Here is a 16,705-nt window from a genome sequence, read left to right as displayed (position 1 = left end):
CGATGCCAGACTCGGTCCGTGACCGACTTTGACATGCTTGTGATTGGGTCCGGACCGGGCGGCCAGAAAGCTGCCATCGCAGCCGCCAAACTCGGTCGCCGGGTGGCCGTCGTCGACCGCAAGGAGATGGTGGGCGGGGTCTCCCTGCACACCGGAACCGTTCCCTCGAAGACCCTGCGCGAGGCGGTGCTCTATCTCACCGGACTGACCCAGCGGGATCTGTACGGCCAGAGCTACCGGCTCAAGGAGGACATCACCGTCGCCGACCTGACGGCCCGCACCCAGCATGTGGTCGGCCGTGAGATGGACGTCGTCCGCAACCAGCTCTCCCGCAACCGGGTCGCGATGTTCCCGGGCACCGGGCGATTCGTGGACGACCACACCGTGGCCGTCACGGACGCGACCGGTCAGGAAGAGCTGCTGACCGCGCGGCATATCGTGATCGCCACCGGCACCCGCCCGGCCCGCCCCGCGAGCGTGGAGTTCGACGAGCGGACGATCATGGACTCCGACGGTGTCCTCAACATGGAGCGGGTGCCGCGCTCCATGGTCATCGTGGGCGCCGGGGTGATCGGCATCGAGTACGCCTCGATGTTCGCCGCCCTGGGCAGCAAGGTCACCGTGGTCGAGCAGCGCGAGGGGATGCTGGACTTCTGCGATGTCGAGATCGTCGAGGCGCTGAAGTACCGGCTGCGCGACCTGGCCGTCACCTTCCGCTTCGGCGAGACCGTGGCGGCCGTCGAGCGCCATGCGCGGGGCGCCCTGGCCGTTCTGGAGAGCGGGAAGAAGATCCCCGCCGACGCGGTGATGTACTCCGCGGGGCGCCAGGGGCTCACCGAAGGGCTGGACCTCGGCAAGGCCGGGCTCACCGCCGACCGGCGGGGCCGGATAGCGGTGGACGAGCACTACCGCACCGCCGTACCGCACATCTACGCGGTCGGCGATGTGATCGGCTTCCCGGCGCTGGCCGCGACCTCGATGGAACAGGGGCGCAGCGCGGCGTACCACGCCTGCGAGGAGCCGGTGAACCCGATCCACCATCTGCAGCCGATCGGGATCTACAGCATCCCCGAGATCAGCTTCATCGGCCGCACCGAGGACCAGCTCACGGACGAGAAGGTGCCCTTCGAGGTCGGGGTGTCGCGCTATCGCGAGCTGGCCCGGGGCCAGATCGTCGGCGATGCGCACGGCATGCTGAAGCTGCTGGTCTCCCCGGAGGACCGGCGGCTGCTCGGGGTGCACTGCTTCGGCACCGGCGCCACCGAGCTGATCCACATCGGCCAGGCCGTGATGGGCTGCGGCGGCACCGTCGACTATCTGGTGGACGCGGTGTTCAACTATCCGACCTTCGCCGAGTCCTACAAGGTCGCCGCGCTGGACGCCACGAACAAGATGCGCGAGATCGACCACCTGCGGGACTGAGCCCCGGCCCGCCTCCGCACCCGCCCCGAATATCCCTTTTTGGGATACTGGGAGGCAGATCGGGAGGAGGGCTCAGATGACCCGCGCAGTCGGTATTGACCTGGGTACGACGAACTCGGTCGTATCCGTCCTGGAGGGCGGCGAGCCCACCGTCATCACCAACACCGAGGGGACCCGGACCACCCCCTCGGTGGTGGCCTTCGCCAAGAACGGCGAGGTGCTGGTGGGCGAGGTCGCCAAGCGCCAGGCGGTGACGAACGTCGAGCGCACCGCGCGATCGGTCAAGCGCCACGTGGGCGAGGACCGGTGGCGGTTCCCGGCCACCGGCGACGTCGACGGCAAGCGCTACACCGCGCAGGAGATCTCCGCGCGGGTGCTGCAGAAGCTCAAGCGCGACGCCGAGGCATATCTCGGCGAGGACGTCACGGATGCCGTGATCACCGTCCCCGCGTACTTCAACGACTCCCAGCGCACCGCCACCAAGGAGGCGGGCGAGATCGCCGGGCTGACGGTGCTGCGGATCATCAACGAGCCGACGGCCGCCGCCCTGGCGTACGGGCTGGACAAGGAGAACGACCAGACCATCCTGGTCTTCGACCTCGGCGGCGGCACCTTCGATGTCTCGCTGCTGGAGATCGGCGAGGGGGTGGTGGAGGTCAAGGCCACCAACGGCGACACCCACCTGGGCGGCGACGACTGGGACCAGCGGATCGTGGACCATCTGGTCTCCCGCTTCAAGGGCGGCTACGGCGTCGATCTGGCCAACGACAAGATGGCGGTCCAGCGGCTGCGCGAGGCGTCCGAGAAGGCCAAGATCGAGCTCTCCGCGGCCAGCGAGACCACCATCAACCTGCCGTACATCACCGCGTCCGACGCGGGTCCGCTGCATCTGGACGAGAAGCTCACCCGCTCGCAGTTCCAGCAGCTGACCGAGGACCTCCTGGAGCGCTGCAAGGCCCCCTTCCACCAGGCGATCAAGGACGCCGGGATCAAGACCTCCGATATCGACCATGTGATCCTGGTCGGCGGCTCCACCCGGATGCCCGCCGTGAGCAGCCTGGTCAAGGAGCTGACCGGCAAGGAGCCGCACAAGGGCGTCAACCCGGACGAGGTCGTGGCGATCGGCGCCTCCCTGCAGGCCGGTGTCCTCAAGGGCGAGGTCAAGGACGTCCTGCTGCTGGATGTCACCCCGCTGTCCCTCGGCATCGAGACCAAGGGCGGCATCATGACCAAGCTGATCGAACGCAACACCACGATCCCGACCAAGCGCTCGGAGGTCTTCACCACGGCCGAGGACAACCAACCGTCGGTGCAGATCCAGGTCTTCCAGGGCGAGCGCGAGATGGCCGCGTACAACAAGAAGCTCGGGATGTTCGAGCTGACCGGCCTGCCGCCGGCCCCGCGCGGGGTGCCGCAGATCGAGGTCGCCTTCGACATCGACGCCAACGGCATCATGCACGTCTCCGCCAAGGACCTCGGCACCGGCCGGGAGCAGCGGATGACCGTCACCGGCGGCTCCGCGCTGCCCAAGGACGACATCGACCGCATGATGCGCGAGGCCGAGAGCTATGCGGAGGAGGACCACAAGCGCCGCGAGGCCGCCGAGACCCGCAACCAGGCCGAGGCGCTCGTCTACCAGACCGAGAAGCTGCTGCGGGACCAGGCCGACAAGGTGCCGCAGGACGTCCGGCAGGAGGCCGAGGCGGCGGTCGCGGAGCTGAAGGGGACCCTGGAGGGCGAGGACACCAACGCGATCCGCGAGGCCACCGAGCGGACCGCCGCCGTCGGGCAGAAGATCGGCACCGCCATCTACGCCCAGGCCCAGCAGTCCGGCTCGTCCGACGGCGGAGCCGGCGGCTCGGCGGGCGGCTCCTCCGGTGACGGCGGGGGCCAGGCGCATGCGTCCGACGACGAGGTCGTGGACGCGGAGATCGTCGACGACGAGAAGTCCGGGGGCGAGAAGTCCGGGGGCGAGCGGCCCCCGGATGGCGGCTGACCCTCACTGCTTCCTGGGCGGCTCGCCCCGTGGCGCCGAGACCTCCACCAACTCCGAGCGCCCCCTGGCGTTCAGGTGCAGGATGGGGATGGCCTTGTTGCGCGGATTGCCGTTGTTCTGGAACGAGATGAAGCCGCTCGCCCCCGCCACCTGCTGACGCCCGTCCATCTGGTGGAACATCCGCGCCACCGCGTCCCCCGACACCTCGCCCTGCCAGCCCGCCGCCATCTGGATGCCATGGGCGGCGGCGAGCACCGCGTCATGCCCCATGATGGCCTGGCCGTCGTAGCGCGGATCGCCCGGGAACCACTTGTCCATCGACCCGCCCGGCTGGAAGTGGCCGGCCGAGGGGCCGGAGACATGGAGGGGGTCCTGCCGCCACATATCCGGGTGCGCCAGACCCGTGTAGAGCACCCGCACCCCGCTCTCGGCGGCGTGCGCGAGCTCCTTGGCGGTGAGGTTGGAGGTGTCGTCACCGGTGATGACGGTGAACTTCCGCTCCTGACAGGGCCGGTTGGCGAGCGAGTCCAGGAACCGGGTGAGGTGTTTGCCGCGGCCCGCGAAGTAGACCACCTCCGGCTTCTGGTCGCACAGCTGCCCCGGCATATAGCGCAGCTCGTTCTCCCAGGCGCTGCGCACCGAGGAGTCATAGGTCATCCGGTCCGCCACCAGCCGATGGCCCTTGGTGTCCTGGAAGACCTCGGTGAAGGCGTCACCCAGCGTCTTGGCGTAGTAGTTGCTCCGCGCGGCGTCCTGGACCACCACCGCCGTACGGACCTTCTGCTTCTTCAGATAGGCGGAGGCGGCATACGCCTCGTCCACATTGGTCGGCGAGACCCGGACGAAACCCTTTATGCCCTCGATGTTGGTGGCCGTCATGGTGCTGGCCACCAGGGCGAGCCCGCGGTCCGACAGCCGCCTGAGCGCGCTCAGGCTCCGATCGGTGCTGGGGCCGAGCCCGGTGACCGCGACCAGCTTGTCGCGGTCGGAGGTCATCCGGCCGATCAGCTCGTCGACGGTGTGCTCCCAGTGGGCCGCGCTGCTCCCCACATTGGCGATCAGCAGCTTGATCTTGGGGGAGGAGGAGAGATCGCCGCGGTTGTGCCGGTACTGCGCCAGATACGCGCCCTCGAGCTCATGGCGGACCGACTCCTCGGAGTTGCTGTCGTCGTCGGTCAGGGTGAAGGAGGTCATATAGGCGACGCTGACGTACGGCTCCTTGCCGGTGTTCTCCTCCACCCGGTCGTTCTCCGTCTTGATCTTCTTCTCCACGGACTTCAGATGGTCCGCGAAGACATACGAGCCGTCGGTGACACCGACGCACTCGTGGTCGTCGCCCTTCTTGACGACGCCGTCGCCGCACCGCGCCCGCTTCTCCTCGATCCAGCTCCAGGTGAGGGGGATCGCCACCGCGAGCAGCGCGACGACGATCACGCCGATCACCACCCGGCGCACGATGTGCAGTGGCCATTCGAGTCTCGGCACCGGTCTCACCCCTCGCCCGCGCACGTCAGCGGATGGCGCCAGTGGCGGTACCGCTCCGCCTCGTTGAACAGGGCCACGATGTCGTTCCTCCGCAGTCGTGAGAGCTGGTTGAACCCGTCGGCGATCATGTCGTTCAGCCGCATTCCGGGGTCGGCCAGCGGATCGCTCCACACCCAGCGCACCGTGATCAGCTCCCGGATCACCGAGGCGGTGGTGACCGCCTCCGGGGGCTCCTCCGGGGCGAGGCCGGCGAGCAGCTCCAGCGGGCCGCCGGCCTGGCCCAGCCGGTTGGGCGCGGCCGTGATCGTGTTGAACTCGCTGATCCACTGCGCCGCGGGCACCGCCGGGAAGCGCGCCACCAGATACCCGGTCACCTCGTCGATCCGCTCGGCCGCCAGCCGGTGGTACATCTCCTGGACGGTGCGGCCCTCGGACCTGAAGTGCTCGGCCAGCAGCTCGTGCACCGCGTCCCAGTCGTCCGGACGCGCGGCCAGCCGCCACAGCAGCAGCCGCCGTGGCCAGGGGTGGAGGGCCGGGGTCACCGTGCCCGGGCTGTGCAGCAGCCAGCGGCCGCGGACCTCGCCGAACAGCGAGTCGCCCGAGCCCAGCAGCCGGGTGCCGATGGACAGATCACGGGCCGCAGCGCACTCCTCCAGCGCCGCCCGCTGCATGGGGTCGAAACCGCGCAGCAGATGGTCCAGGGCGGCCTCCACCAGCGTCCGGGGGTCCTCGCCCTCGCGCGGCGTGCGGTCCGGCAGGGTGCGCAGCCAGCGGTCCTGCTCGGCGCCGTCCTCGATGGGCACGGACGAGTGCCGGAACAGCTCCAGGACCTGGCTGACCGCCCGGGGGAGCCCCGCGGTCAGCCGGTGGATGAAGGGCGCGAGCCGGGCGAACGGCGCGAGGTCGGGGTGGTGGCGCAGCTCCAGCTCGATCCGGATGCGCACCTCGTCCAGATTGAGATCGCGCAGCCGCAGCGGATACCACCAGGTGTCATCGCTGTCCCGGCCCGGCCGGTGCTCCGTCCAGTCCGTGAGGGAGGCCCGGTCCGGGCCGCGCAGCCGCCAGGGCCACTGATCGCCGGTGGCCGGGCCCCAACGGGGCAGCCACCGGTTGGAGCTGGCCACGACGGTGAGCGGATCGCAGTCGGTGCCCGCCACCACGGCGTCGTCATGGCGGGCCCGGATCAGCAGATCGAGGAAGCGACGGCCGTACTCCGTATGGGAGTTGTCGAGCAGCAGCAGATAGGAGCGGGGCGTGAACGAGTGGCGCACATTGCCGCGCATGTCCTCCAGCAGGGCCGAGAACAGCACCCGGTCCAGCCGCTCCTGATCGTCCTCGTCCCCGTCGTGGCGCCACAGGTTGAGCTCGACCAGCGCCTCCCACGGATCCCGGCTCTGCAGCAGCGGATGGCCGCCGTACCAGGCGGCGCTGCTGGTGAACTTGCGGCCCGGCAGCCGCCTCCGGCCGCGCCGCAGCGCGTCCCGCAGCAGCGCGAGCGCCGCCGTGGAGGCGCCGTCGGGGGCGCCCACGGCGCCTCCGGCCACCTCGAAGAAGGCGGCGAGATAGTCGCCGTAACGCGCCTCCGCCCGCTCCTGGAACGCGTCCAGCTCCCGCCGGATGTTGCGCCGCCCCTCCGCCAGACTCGTCATCCGCAGCTGGTGGTCCGAGGCGAGCAGACCGAGGGTCAGCCGCGGGAAGTGGGAGCGGCGGTAGCGCGGCAGCTTGCGCTCCAGCTGGCGGGCGAGCAGCGCCAGCGCGTACCGCGGCAGCAGCGACTGCTCACCGCCGAGATTGAGATACGCGAACGGCGTCTCGGGCCCGAACTTCTCCATCAGCGCGCCATGGGCCTCGCTGGCCCCACTGCCGCGCGGCCCCAGCAGCATGATCACCGGCCGCTCGTCCGTGGGCCCCAGTCTGAGACACTCCCCGACCAGACTGATGATCCCGCTGCGGCCTCTTAAGCCCACACCCATTCCGGATTCCGCCACGTGCCCCCGTCCCCCCGTCGGCCCCCCGTCGGCAACTCGGGGGGTCTTTACCCACGTTCGCCCCTTCTATAGCCGACCATTCCCAACGTACCCCGGGTACGGCCGCTGCGGACATCCCCTTTACCGGCCACGCGCCGCCGCCGGCTCAGCGGCGGAAGATCTCCAGCCGGGTGGGCGCCGGCCGGCCCGGTGCGGGCAGGGTGAGGCCGCGGCTCCCCGGGGTGATCGACCCCAGCACGCTGGCATGGCGGGCGCCGGTGCAGCTCGGTGCCGTACCGGCCAGCCCATGGGCGGTCAGAAAGGCGAGGACGGCGAAGGCGTACGCCTCCTTCGCCGCCGCCGGAAGGCCGAGTTCATCGGAGGTCCGCAGCGCGACGGTGCCCAGCGCCCGGCGCAACGCCCCCATCAGGGTGGGGTTGCGGGTGCCGCCACCCGAGGCGATCACCTCGGTGGCGTGCACCGACCGCACCGCGTCGGCGACGGTACGGGCCGTCAGCTCGGTGACGGTGGCGACCACGTCATCGTCCGGCACCGGGCCCGCGGCGGCCAGCGCCGCCCGCAGATAGGAGCCGTGGAACAGCTCCTTGCCGGTCGTCTTGGGCGCGGGCAGCGCATAGTACGGCTCGGCCAGCAGCCGCTCCAGCAGCGGCTCGTGGACGGTGCCGCGCGCCGCCATCGCGCCGTCCACGTCATGGTCGAGGCGGCCGTCCGTCAGATCGCCGACCGCCGCGTCGATGAGCGCGTTGGCCGGGCCGGTGTCGAAGGCCAGCGGATCGCCGGCGCTCGACACCACCGTGATGTTGGCGATCCCGCCCAGGTTCAGTGCGGCGCACACACCGGGCCGCCCGCGCAGCCACAGGGCGTCCACCAGGCTGACCAGGGGAGCGCCCTGGCCGCCCGCGGCCACATCGCGGGTGCGCAGATCGGAGACGACCGGGCAGCCGGTGGCCTCGGCGATCCAGGCGGGCTGGCCGAGCTGCAGCGTTCCGTGCACCCGTCCGTCCTCGGCCCAGTGGTACACCGTCTGACCGTGGGAGCCGATGAGATCCGCGCGCCCCTCGCACAGCTCCCGGTCGGCGCGGGCCGCGAGCGCGGCGAACGCCTGGCCGATACGGGTGTCGAGGGCGCACACCTCCTTCATGGTGGTGGCCGCCGGGGGCAGCGCGGCGCTCAGCGCCGACCGCAGCGCCTCCGGATACGCCTCGCCGACCATCCCCAGCGGGGCCAGCACCACGGTGTCGCCGTCGAGCACCAGATCGGCTGCCGCGGCGTCGACCGCGTCATGGGACGTGCCCGACATCAGGCCGATCACGCGCATGGTGTCTCCTCCTCGGTCTCGGCGGCCTTCTCCGCCCGCGCCGCCTCGGGCAGCGCGCCGCGGTGGTCCTCCCCGCGCAGGGTGAGCAGTGCGAGCACGCTGATGGCGCAGGTCACCGTCACGTAGTAGGCCGGGATGTCGACCTCGCCGGTGCGCTTGATCACCTCGGTGATGATGAGCCCCGCGCATCCGGAGAACACCGCGTTGGACAGCGCGTACGCCAGTCCGAGGCCCGTGTAGCGGACCCGGGTCGGGAACATCTCGGCGAGCATGGCCGGGCCCGGCCCCGCCATCAGGCCCACCACCACGCCCGCGACGAAGACCGCCGCTCCCTGGACCCATGCCGAACTGTCGGGCTCCTGCAACACGTTGAGCAGCGGGAAGGCCAGCACCGCCACCAGCGCGGCCCCGGTCAGCATCACCGGCCGCCGCCCGATCCGGTCGCTGAGCAGGCCCGCCGGGAGGATGGAGAGCGCGAAGCCCGCGTTGGCCACCACGGTGGCGACCAGCGCCTGCTGGAAGGTGGCGTTCAAGGTGGCCTGGAGATACGACGGCATGACGACCAGGAAGGTGTAACCGGCCGCCGCCCAGCCCATGATGCGCGCGGCTCCGATGACGATGGCCCCGGCCATCTCACGGGGGTCCGCCACCCGCTCCGGTGCGGCGGACGGCGCCCCGGGGCCCGGCGCGGGGCCGGTCTCCCCGTCCGCCGCCGCGCGGAAGAACGGGGTCTCCTCCAGTCTCAGCCGCAGCCACAGGGCGACCAGCCCGATCGGCAGGGTCGCCAGGAACGGCAACCGCCATCCCCAGTCGCCCAGCGACTCCTCGCTCATCACGGTGGCCAGCAGCGCCGCCACACCGGCCCCGGCCAGCAGCCCCAGCGCCACCGTGAACGACTGCCACGCCCCGTACAGCCCGCGGCGGCCCGGTGGCGCGAACTCCGTCATGATCGACACGGCGCCGCCGAACTCCCCGCCCGCGGACAGCCCCTGGAGGATCCGCAACAGGGTGAGCAGCCAGGGCGCGGCCGCACCCACCGTGTCGTAGGTGGGCAGCACTCCGATGAGCGTCGTGGCGCCGGTCATCAGCAGCAGCACCAGGATCAGCGTGGGCCGGCGGCCGATCCGGTCGCCGACCCGGCCGAAGACGGCGGCGCCGACGGGGCGGAAGAAGAACGCGATCCCGAAGGAGGCATAGGTCTTGACCAGGCCCTCGATCTCGGTGCCGCCGTGCGGGGTGAAGAAGTTCGCCGCGATGATCGTCGCGAAGAAGCCGTAGACACCGAATTCGTACCACTCGATGAAGTTGCCGACCGAACCGGCCACCAGCGCACGGCGCGGGGCCCGCCCGGCGGCACGCTCTCTGGGATCCGCTGGGGACGTCGTCACTTTCGGGCCCTTTCGCCGTCACCGCCAAGGGGAACGTGATGTGCGTACCCGTTGGCGGCGGCGGTTACCGGTGCGAGCGCGGCTCCAGTGACGCGCGAGGGCCTGGCGGCACGCCTGCCCCCGTGACGTGCGTCATCGGCACCGCGGCCGCCGACGGCCGGGCACGTCAGCCGCGCAGCACCGCGTTGCACTCCCGCTGCAGCGCGATGTCCTGCCACATCGGGTGCTGCGGCGCCGCGTTGGAGCACACCACCGCGCCCCACGCCCCCACCCGTGCCGACTCCTCGACGGCGCGGCGGCAGAACGCGGCCCCCACCGGGCCCTCCTCGAAGGTCCCGTGCAGCGGGGTGTAGCCGATCCAGCCCTCGCCGAAGACCAGCGGGACCCCGCTCCCGGCCGCCCAGTCCGCGGCCGCCTCGATCCAGGTGACCAGGCGCTGCTCCATCGCCAGACGGTGCATGGCATAGCGGTCGTACAGCCAGGCGTCCCAGCGGTCGGGGTCGCACCAGTCGTGGACGTAGATTTCCCGGGGGCCGACCGTGGTGGCCTCCAGCCGCCACAGATCGCCGGGCGGCGGAGCCCAGTCGGCCAGATCGGGGGCGCCGGGGCGCAGCAGCTCCCGGCGGACCGGCTCCTGGGCGAAGGGGCGGCCGCGGTCGCGGATGGCGAAGGTGGTCAGGAGCTCGTCCAGCACCCCGTAGACATAGGGGTGGAAGACGGCCACATCCACCTCGCGGGGGACCCCGCGCAGCGAACCGACCGGCACCTTGGCGTAGTTGACCGTGACGGGCCGGTTGGGGTGGCGCTCCTTGAAGCGCGCGATGCCCCGCTCCAGCCGTGGCCGCAGGGCGACGACCTTGTCCTGGCCGTCCAGCCCCTCGGTGAGCCGGCTGCCCTGGACCTCGTTGTGCAGCTCGGTGAAGGCGATCCGGTCGTCCAGACCGTGGATCACCAGGAAGTCGATCAGATCGGCCAGCGCGTCCGCGAGCGCCTCGGCGCGCCGCTCGGGATCGACGGCCATCAGCGCGTCGAACCAGGCGCGGTCCTCGCCGAACGACGGGCTCTGCTGGTACTCCCAGCTGGAGAGGATGACGAAGCAGTCGTGGCGCAGGGCCGCCTCGAACAGCTCGCGCAGCCAGGCCCGTCCGTCGATCTCGCCCCCGCCGCCCACGTCGTACCAGCGCATCCGCTGCCCGTAGGCGCCGCCCAGCCCCGACAGCCGCAGCTTGCCGGTGTCGAGCCGGGAGCCGAAGAGCAGGAACGGCATGGCGCAAATGCGTACGGTGTTGTAACCGCGCGCCACGGCCTCCTCGAAGGCGCGGTCGAGGTCGGCGAAGGGCTCGCCCGGGCCGGTGCGGGTGTACCAGCTGAAGTCCCACAGCGAGATGGTCAGTTTGTCCGGCAGATGCGGCGACAGCGTCACAGGGGGCTCCCCGCGGTCGGCGGCTCGGCGATGAGAGACCGGTTCATCGTCCGGGGGCGCCAAACGGACTGTCAAGATGTATTCATAAATAATGGCCAGCGCTGGCGGGGTTGAATGTCCGCACCCTTCCTCCGGCCTTCGCCGAGACCGTCGGCGCCCACCGGACCTCGCCCCCGAGGTCCGTACTACGGTCTGTCGCGTCCGGCTCCTCAGGCGATCCAGCCGTAGCCGGGCCGCGGCCTGCGCGATGCCGGGGGCGCGCCCACGCTCTCCAGGTCCCGCTCGGCGGCGTGGACCAGCTGCTGGCCCAGGTCGCTGAGCGCCCGAGCGGCGGCGAGCTCATCGCCGATCACGGGCACGTCCTCGTCGTCCGGGTTGCACCGGGCCAGCCCCCGGCCGGTGAGCGCCGCGGCCCCGGTGTCCAGCTCGACGCGCGCGGTGGTCCGCCCCTCGTCCTCGGAGAGGTAGAGATGGACCCTCCACTCCACTGTGTGCGACATGGTCTGCTCCTCATCTTCCGGCGGCCGCCTCCGGTGGCTGTGGCTGCTTTCCGGCGGCCGTGCACCCCGCGTCATGGGGCCGGAGCCGCTCAGCGGCGGTTCCTGCCGGACCACGCGGGTTCCACCTCCTTCCACTCTGCCTCCCATCGCGCGTACCGCCTGCGGTCCAGGGCCCGCCGGGCCCGGGACCGCCCCGTGCACGCGACCGCGGCCACCGCCGCGGCGGTGACACAGCCGGTGAACCAGCCCATGGTCCGCGCGGTCGCCGGGGAGGAGGGCGCCTGCGCCAGGGCGCCCTCGCGGTTCACCCAGACCCGTACCTCGCCGCCCGAGCCGCCGCCCGACACCGTGGCGGTGCCCGTATGGCGCTCACCGTCGTCGGCGACCCAGCGCACCCGGGCCTGCCGCGGCTCCCGCACATCGGTGTGGTCCGGCCGGGGCGGGGCCTCGGCGAGCCGTGCGGTGATCTGGTGCCGCGTCGAGGTCTCGGCGGCCACGACGCGCATCTGGGAGGCGTGCGCCGCGTACCCCGCGCTGATCGCGGCGGCCGGCAGCCCGACCGCGAGGATCAGCGCGAACAGCACGGTGCACCAGGTCTGGATCCGGTCCGTGCGGCGGCGCAGCGGATTGGGACCCCTGGCCGGACGCCCGGGCAGGGGCGGACGCGGCCCGAAGACGCGTCGCGGTCCGTGGGTGTTCATGGTCTGGCCTCCAGCGAGTGCTGACGACGGCGCGCTCCCGCACCGGCGTCGGGGTCAGGAGCGCGGGGCGGGCTGATAGGCGCCGGGCACCATCCGTGCGCTGATCGCCGTGCGGTTGTAGGCGTTGATCACGACGGCGGCCCAGATCACCGCCGCCACCTGCGGTTCGTCGAACACCTCGCGGGCCGCCGCGTAGACCTCGTCCGGCACCTGGCCGTCCTGGACCGAGGTCACCGCCTCGGCCAGCGCCAGCGCGGCCCGCTCGCGCTCGGTGAAGAACGGGGTCTCCCGCCAGGCGGTGAGGGTGTGGATCCGCTGCTCGGTCTCGCCCTGGGCGCGGGCGTCCTTGGTGTGCATGTCCAGGCAGAAGGCGCAGCCGTTGAGCTGCGAGGCGCGGATGCGCACCAGCTCCAGCAGCTCGGGCTCGACCCCCGCCGCCCGGGCCGCCCGCACCGCCGCCCGGTGCAGCTCGCCCATCGCGGCGGAGACCTCGGGGGCGAGGCCCTTCAGATCCAGCCGGGCGGTGGTGCGGGCCGGGGTGGTCGTCGTCATCGGTGAACTCCGTTCGTCGAAACCAGGGGATCGGCAGCCCCGTCGAGCCAGGTCTGCCAGGAGGCGGCGCGCAGCGCCGGGCCCGCCCGCAGCGGGCGGCCCAGCCACGCGGTCACCGGACGGATTCCGTGTACCGCGTTGACCAGCCACACCTCACGGCCGTCCAGCTCCTGCACGGTGCGGTTGCGGTACTCGGTGCGGACGCCCAGCTCGGCGGCCCGGTCCTGGATCAGGGCCGAGGTCACGCCAGCCAGCAGCGGAAGCCCCGGGGGCGGCAGGCACAGGACGTCGTCCTCCCACCACAGAACGCTCGCCGTCGTCCCCTCCAGCACCAGCCCGGAGGGGGTGGTGAGCATCAGCTCCTGCGCGCCCCGGGCGGCGGCCCGCTCGCGCAGATGCGCCAGCAGGGGGAGGTCGGGGCCCTTACGGCGGGGATGCGACCGCGGATCGAACTCCTCGGTGAGGCAGACGGTCACATTGACCGTCCGCGGCGGCGCCGGGCGTATCCCCAGGAACAGCCGGGCCGGTTCCGGACCGGCCAGCTCGACCCGTGGGAACCAGCGCTCGGTGCGGGGCAGGGCGGCGATCGCGTCGCGCCAGAAGCTCTCGATCCGGGCGGGGGAGTCGCCGGACGCCTCGACACACGCGGCGACGAACCGGCGGCGGTGGTGGTCGAGCCCGCGCACCCGCCCGTCGTCGACCAGCCAGGAATCGGCGGCCAGCAGGGCGGCTTCCGGCGCCGCCCGGGAGGGCATCAGCCCGCCGTCCTCGCGCCACATCAGCGTCCACTGCTTCTGGTCCGACGCGTCGGCGTGACCGATGTTCTGTGCAGCGACCATGTCCGCTTCCACGTCTCCGTCCCGATGGTGTCCGAAGCTGCTTCCGGTGTTTCCGGTATGTCCGATGTCCGATGCGTGCTGTCCCGTGTCCGTGGCCGGTGGCCGGTGTGCGGATGTCCGGCCGGATTCCTAGCCGCGCTCGCTGGATTGCCGGTCAATAGCCGCGCGCCGGTCCGCCCCGGGGGCCGTAGGGAGCGCGTTCCAGCCACTCCCCGCAGCGGGGGACCACCGGGGCCAGAGTCGCCGCCGCCCGCTGGGCCGCCCGCCTGAGCGGCCGGGGCCGCAGATGGTCCAGGGCCGCCCCGGCGGCCTCGCTGTTGTGCAGGGCCGCGCTCCGGCGGGCGGCGGCGTATCCGGCCACCGCCGCGGGTCCCCGGGACGGCTCGGAGCATGCCGCCGACACCGCCTCGGCAGCGGCGACGGCGTCCGCGATCCCGCTGTTCATCCCGCGGGCGCCGAACGGCGGGAACAGATGCGCGGCCTCACCGGCCAGCAGCACCCGGCCCGACGGATCGGCGAACGACGCGGCCACCTTGCGCAGGAAGTGGTACCGCGACACCCACAGCACCCGGTGGGCGCAGTCCTCGCCCACCAGCCGGGGCAGCCAGCGGCGGACCGCCTTCTCGGTGCCGAAGGACTCCGGCGGATCGTCCGCGCGGCACTGCAGGTCGATCTGGAAGCCCCCGGTGAAAGGCACCCGCAGCACGGTGCGGCCGCCGGTGCCCGGGTGCTCGTAGTGGAATACCCGCTCGACCGGCAGGTCCCCGCCGGCCGGATCCGCCACGTCCACGACCACGTGGTATCCCTCGGACCGGGTGCCCTCCAGCGGGATGTCCAGCGCCTCGCGCACCCCCGAACGGGGCCCGTCGGCGGCGATCACATGACCGGCCGTCCAGCTTCCGCCGTCCTTCGCGGTCACCGTCACCCCGTCGCCGTCCGAACGCACCCCGTGCACCTCGGCGTCGAAGCGGAACTCCACGCCCGCCTCCGTGCACGCCTCGAAGAGGAACCGCTCGGTGTCCACCTGACGCAGGCTGGTGAACGCGGGCAGTGCCGCGGCCGCGTCTCCCAAAACCCCGTCGGCGGAAATCCCGTCTCCGTGGCCCCCGTCTGCGCGGCCTTCGTCTGCGCGGCCCTCGTCTGCGCGGGCCCCGTCTCCGGCGGCCCGCGGAAAGGTGCGCGCGAACACCTCACGGCCGCGGTAGAGGGTCCGCCGGGTGTGCCACGTCGTCCCGTAAGCCGCGATCCGCGCGCCCAGCCCCGGGCGGGCCCGCTCCAGCAGCCGCAGCGACCGCCGGTGGACGAACAGCGCGCGGCTTCCCGGCCGCACCCGGTCCCGCGCCCCGGCCTCCAGCACCGTGACCGGCAGCCCGGCGGCGCGCAGGGCGAGCGCCGCCGTCATCCCGACCGGTCCGGCGCCCACCACCAGAACCGGCCCGCTCTCCTGCCGCGCCGTCATGTCAGCCACCGACCGGGGCGGTGGACAGGGTGGGCAGCTCACCCGCGGCGAGCAGCCGGGCGATCTCCAGCCGCTTGATCTTCCAGGTGCCGGTGCGCGGCAGATCCTCGAAGCGGCACTGCACCGGCTCGGCCAGCGCCGGAAGATCCCCGGTCGCCTCCCGCCAGCGGGCGGGGTCCAGCGGCTGGTCCCCCCGGGTGCACACCACCGGCACCGGCTGCCGCTGCGGACCGTGGACGATGACCACCTCACGGAGGTCGGCGATCCGCGACAGCAGCTCGTCCTCCACCTCCAGATTGCTGTCCACGGCGGAGATCTGGTCCACCTCGCGGTCCAGCAGATACAGCGCGCCCCAGCGGTCGCGGTAGCCCATGTCGCCCATCCGCCACCAGCCCCGGTCCACCTGCCGGGCGTAACTCTCCGGCGCGCCGAGGTAGGTGAGGATCCGGCCGCGAGTACGGGCCTCGATGGCCCCCGTCGCCCCCGGCGGACAGGTGCGGCCCCGCTCGTCCACCACCCGGATCCGGGTGAAGCCGGGGATGCCGGTGCCCACCCGCCGCGCCTGCACCCGGTCCGCGCCCCGCCGGGTGTACCAGCAAAACGCGATGGGCCCGGTCTCGCTCTGCCCGTACAACTGCATCAGCCGGGGGTCGCGGCGCCGGGAGGCGGCGAGCAGCCGCCGCACCGTACGGGGGTGGATGGCGTCGAAGGTGGAGCCGTACGCGCGGACGTTGGCCAGCGGCCCGTCCGGTGCGTCGGCCAGGTCCTCCCACAGCACATAGGTGTTGGGATGCGTTTCGACGATGCCGGGGCGGTGTGCCGCCAGCAGCGGGCCGGCGTGGGCCGGGTCGGGGTCGACGAGCAGCAGCAGCGGGCTGCCGAAGTGCAGCAGCACACCCAGCAGATGGTAGAAGCGGGAGTGGACGAACGACATGTGGAGCGCGGCCGGTTCACGGCGGGTGGCCCGGCCCAGTGCCTGCTGGGGCACCAGCCGGTTCCACATGGTGTGCGGGCAGTGCACGGCCAGCTTCGGGATGCCGGTGGTCCCCGAGCTGTGGGTGATCAGCGAGGGCTCCCCGGGATGGAGCCGGATGGCCGGGCGGCGCGGCACCCCGGCGAGCGCGGCCAGCGCGATGGTGTTCCCGGGCGCCTCGTCCACCGTCAGCACACCCCGGGCCAGGGTGGTGTCCACCGTGCTGAGCGTGGACTCCAGCGTCGCCCGGTCGGTGATCAGCCAGGGCGCGTGCAGCCGGTCCAGCAGCACCGCGGCCACGTGTCCGTCCAGCGAGGGCGACAGCAGCGCCGGGACCGCGCCGATCCGGGAGACCGCACAGGTCAGCAGCACGATGTCGACGTTGTCGCCCTTGAGGATCGCCACATGCTCACTCGGGCGGACCCCCGCCGACCACAGCCGGGCGGCCAGGTCGTCGACCAGATCGGCCAGTTCGGTGTAGCCGAGGTCGGTACCGGCGTCGGGGGCGACGTCCAGTGGCCGGTCCAGGGTCACCCTGACCCTGCCGTGGCGGGCCGCCGCGTCCTGGAACATCAGCCCCAGATAGAACCCGCGCTCGGGGAGCAGCCGCTGCAACATATCGAGGTCCTCATCGTTCGAAGTCGGTCGGGAGGCCGTGCGC

13 protein-coding genes are annotated in these 16,705 nt (G+C 72.2%); 2 read left to right on the top strand and 11 right to left on the bottom strand.

All coding sequences use genetic code 11. The features are described 5' to 3' along the window. Nucleotides 1–18 precede the first annotated feature (18 nt). Nucleotides 19–1,422 carry a Si-specific NAD(P)(+) transhydrogenase gene (gene sthA / locus J8403_RS04355; RefSeq protein WP_211121951.1) on the top strand — a complete coding sequence of 468 codons (1,404 nt, stop codon included), beginning with the start codon at nucleotides 19–21 and terminating at the stop codon, nucleotides 1,420–1,422. Nucleotides 1,423–1,498: 76 nt separating this feature from the next. Beyond that, a complete protein-coding gene (gene dnaK, locus J8403_RS04350) occupies nucleotides 1,499–3,418 on the top strand; it encodes a molecular chaperone DnaK (protein WP_211121950.1) in 1,920 nt (639 codons plus the stop codon). A gap of 3 nt (nucleotides 3,419–3,421) precedes the next feature. Here the strand turns inward: dnaK and J8403_RS04345 are convergent, their stop codons facing one another. The 11 genes from J8403_RS04345 to J8403_RS04295 all read right to left on the bottom strand — a co-directional run bounded on the left by J8403_RS04345 (nucleotide 3,422) and on the right by J8403_RS04295 (nucleotide 16,662). Next, the gene (locus J8403_RS04345) at nucleotides 3,422–4,903 is read right to left on the bottom strand and encodes an ABC transporter substrate-binding protein (protein WP_211121949.1); all 1,482 of its coding nucleotides are present in this window, start codon (nucleotides 4,901–4,903) and stop codon (nucleotides 3,422–3,424) included. Between the two features lie 5 nt (nucleotides 4,904–4,908). Further along, a complete protein-coding gene (locus J8403_RS04340) occupies nucleotides 4,909–6,786 on the bottom strand; it encodes a hypothetical protein (RefSeq protein WP_246586299.1) in 1,878 nt (625 codons plus the stop codon). Between the two features lie 250 nt (nucleotides 6,787–7,036). Then, the gene (locus J8403_RS04335) at nucleotides 7,037–8,209 is read right to left on the bottom strand and encodes an anhydro-N-acetylmuramic acid kinase (protein WP_211121948.1); all 1,173 of its coding nucleotides are present in this window, start codon (nucleotides 8,207–8,209) and stop codon (nucleotides 7,037–7,039) included. Then, complete coding sequence (locus J8403_RS04330; protein ID WP_211121947.1) at nucleotides 8,200–9,597, bottom strand: MFS transporter; 1,398 nt, start codon at nucleotides 9,595–9,597, stop codon at nucleotides 8,200–8,202. The genes J8403_RS04335 and J8403_RS04330 overlap by 10 nt, the downstream gene beginning before the upstream one ends. Before the next feature lie 166 nt (nucleotides 9,598–9,763). Next, entirely contained in the window at nucleotides 9,764–11,020 is a 1,257-nt protein-coding gene (locus J8403_RS04325; protein ID WP_211121946.1) for a cellulase-like family protein, read from the bottom strand. A gap of 209 nt (nucleotides 11,021–11,229) precedes the next feature. Further along, nucleotides 11,230–11,520 carry a DUF1876 domain-containing protein gene (locus tag J8403_RS04320; RefSeq protein ID WP_059144632.1) on the bottom strand — a complete coding sequence of 97 codons (291 nt, stop codon included), beginning with the start codon at nucleotides 11,518–11,520 and terminating at the stop codon, nucleotides 11,230–11,232. A gap of 89 nt (nucleotides 11,521–11,609) precedes the next feature. Beyond that, a complete protein-coding gene (locus J8403_RS04315; protein ID WP_211121945.1) occupies nucleotides 11,610–12,221 on the bottom strand; it encodes an Rv1733c family protein in 612 nt (203 codons plus the stop codon). A gap of 54 nt (nucleotides 12,222–12,275) precedes the next feature. Continuing rightward, nucleotides 12,276–12,773 (bottom strand): carboxymuconolactone decarboxylase family protein, encoded by a 498-nt coding sequence (locus tag J8403_RS04310; RefSeq protein WP_211121944.1) that lies wholly within the window; start codon nucleotides 12,771–12,773, stop codon nucleotides 12,276–12,278. Then, nucleotides 12,770–13,612, bottom strand: coding sequence for an aminotransferase class IV (locus J8403_RS04305; RefSeq protein ID WP_211121943.1), 843 nt, complete (start codon nucleotides 13,610–13,612; stop codon nucleotides 12,770–12,772). The genes J8403_RS04310 and J8403_RS04305 overlap by 4 nt, the downstream gene beginning before the upstream one ends. Before the next feature lie 154 nt (nucleotides 13,613–13,766). Continuing rightward, entirely contained in the window at nucleotides 13,767–15,071 is a 1,305-nt protein-coding gene (locus J8403_RS04300; protein ID WP_211121942.1) for an FAD-dependent oxidoreductase, read from the bottom strand. A gap of 1 nt (nucleotide 15,072) precedes the next feature. Further along, nucleotides 15,073–16,662 (bottom strand): class I adenylate-forming enzyme family protein, encoded by a 1,590-nt coding sequence (locus tag J8403_RS04295; protein ID WP_211121941.1) that lies wholly within the window; start codon nucleotides 16,660–16,662, stop codon nucleotides 15,073–15,075. Between the last annotated feature and the right edge of the window lie 43 nt (nucleotides 16,663–16,705).

The sequence above is a fragment of the Streptomyces yatensis genome (genome assembly GCF_018069625.1).
Classification (GTDB): Bacteria; Actinomycetota; Actinomycetes; order Streptomycetales; family Streptomycetaceae; genus Streptomyces; species Streptomyces yatensis.
The sequence above is the reverse complement of the archived record's forward strand: the minus strand, read 5'-3'. Positions and strand labels throughout refer to the sequence as shown.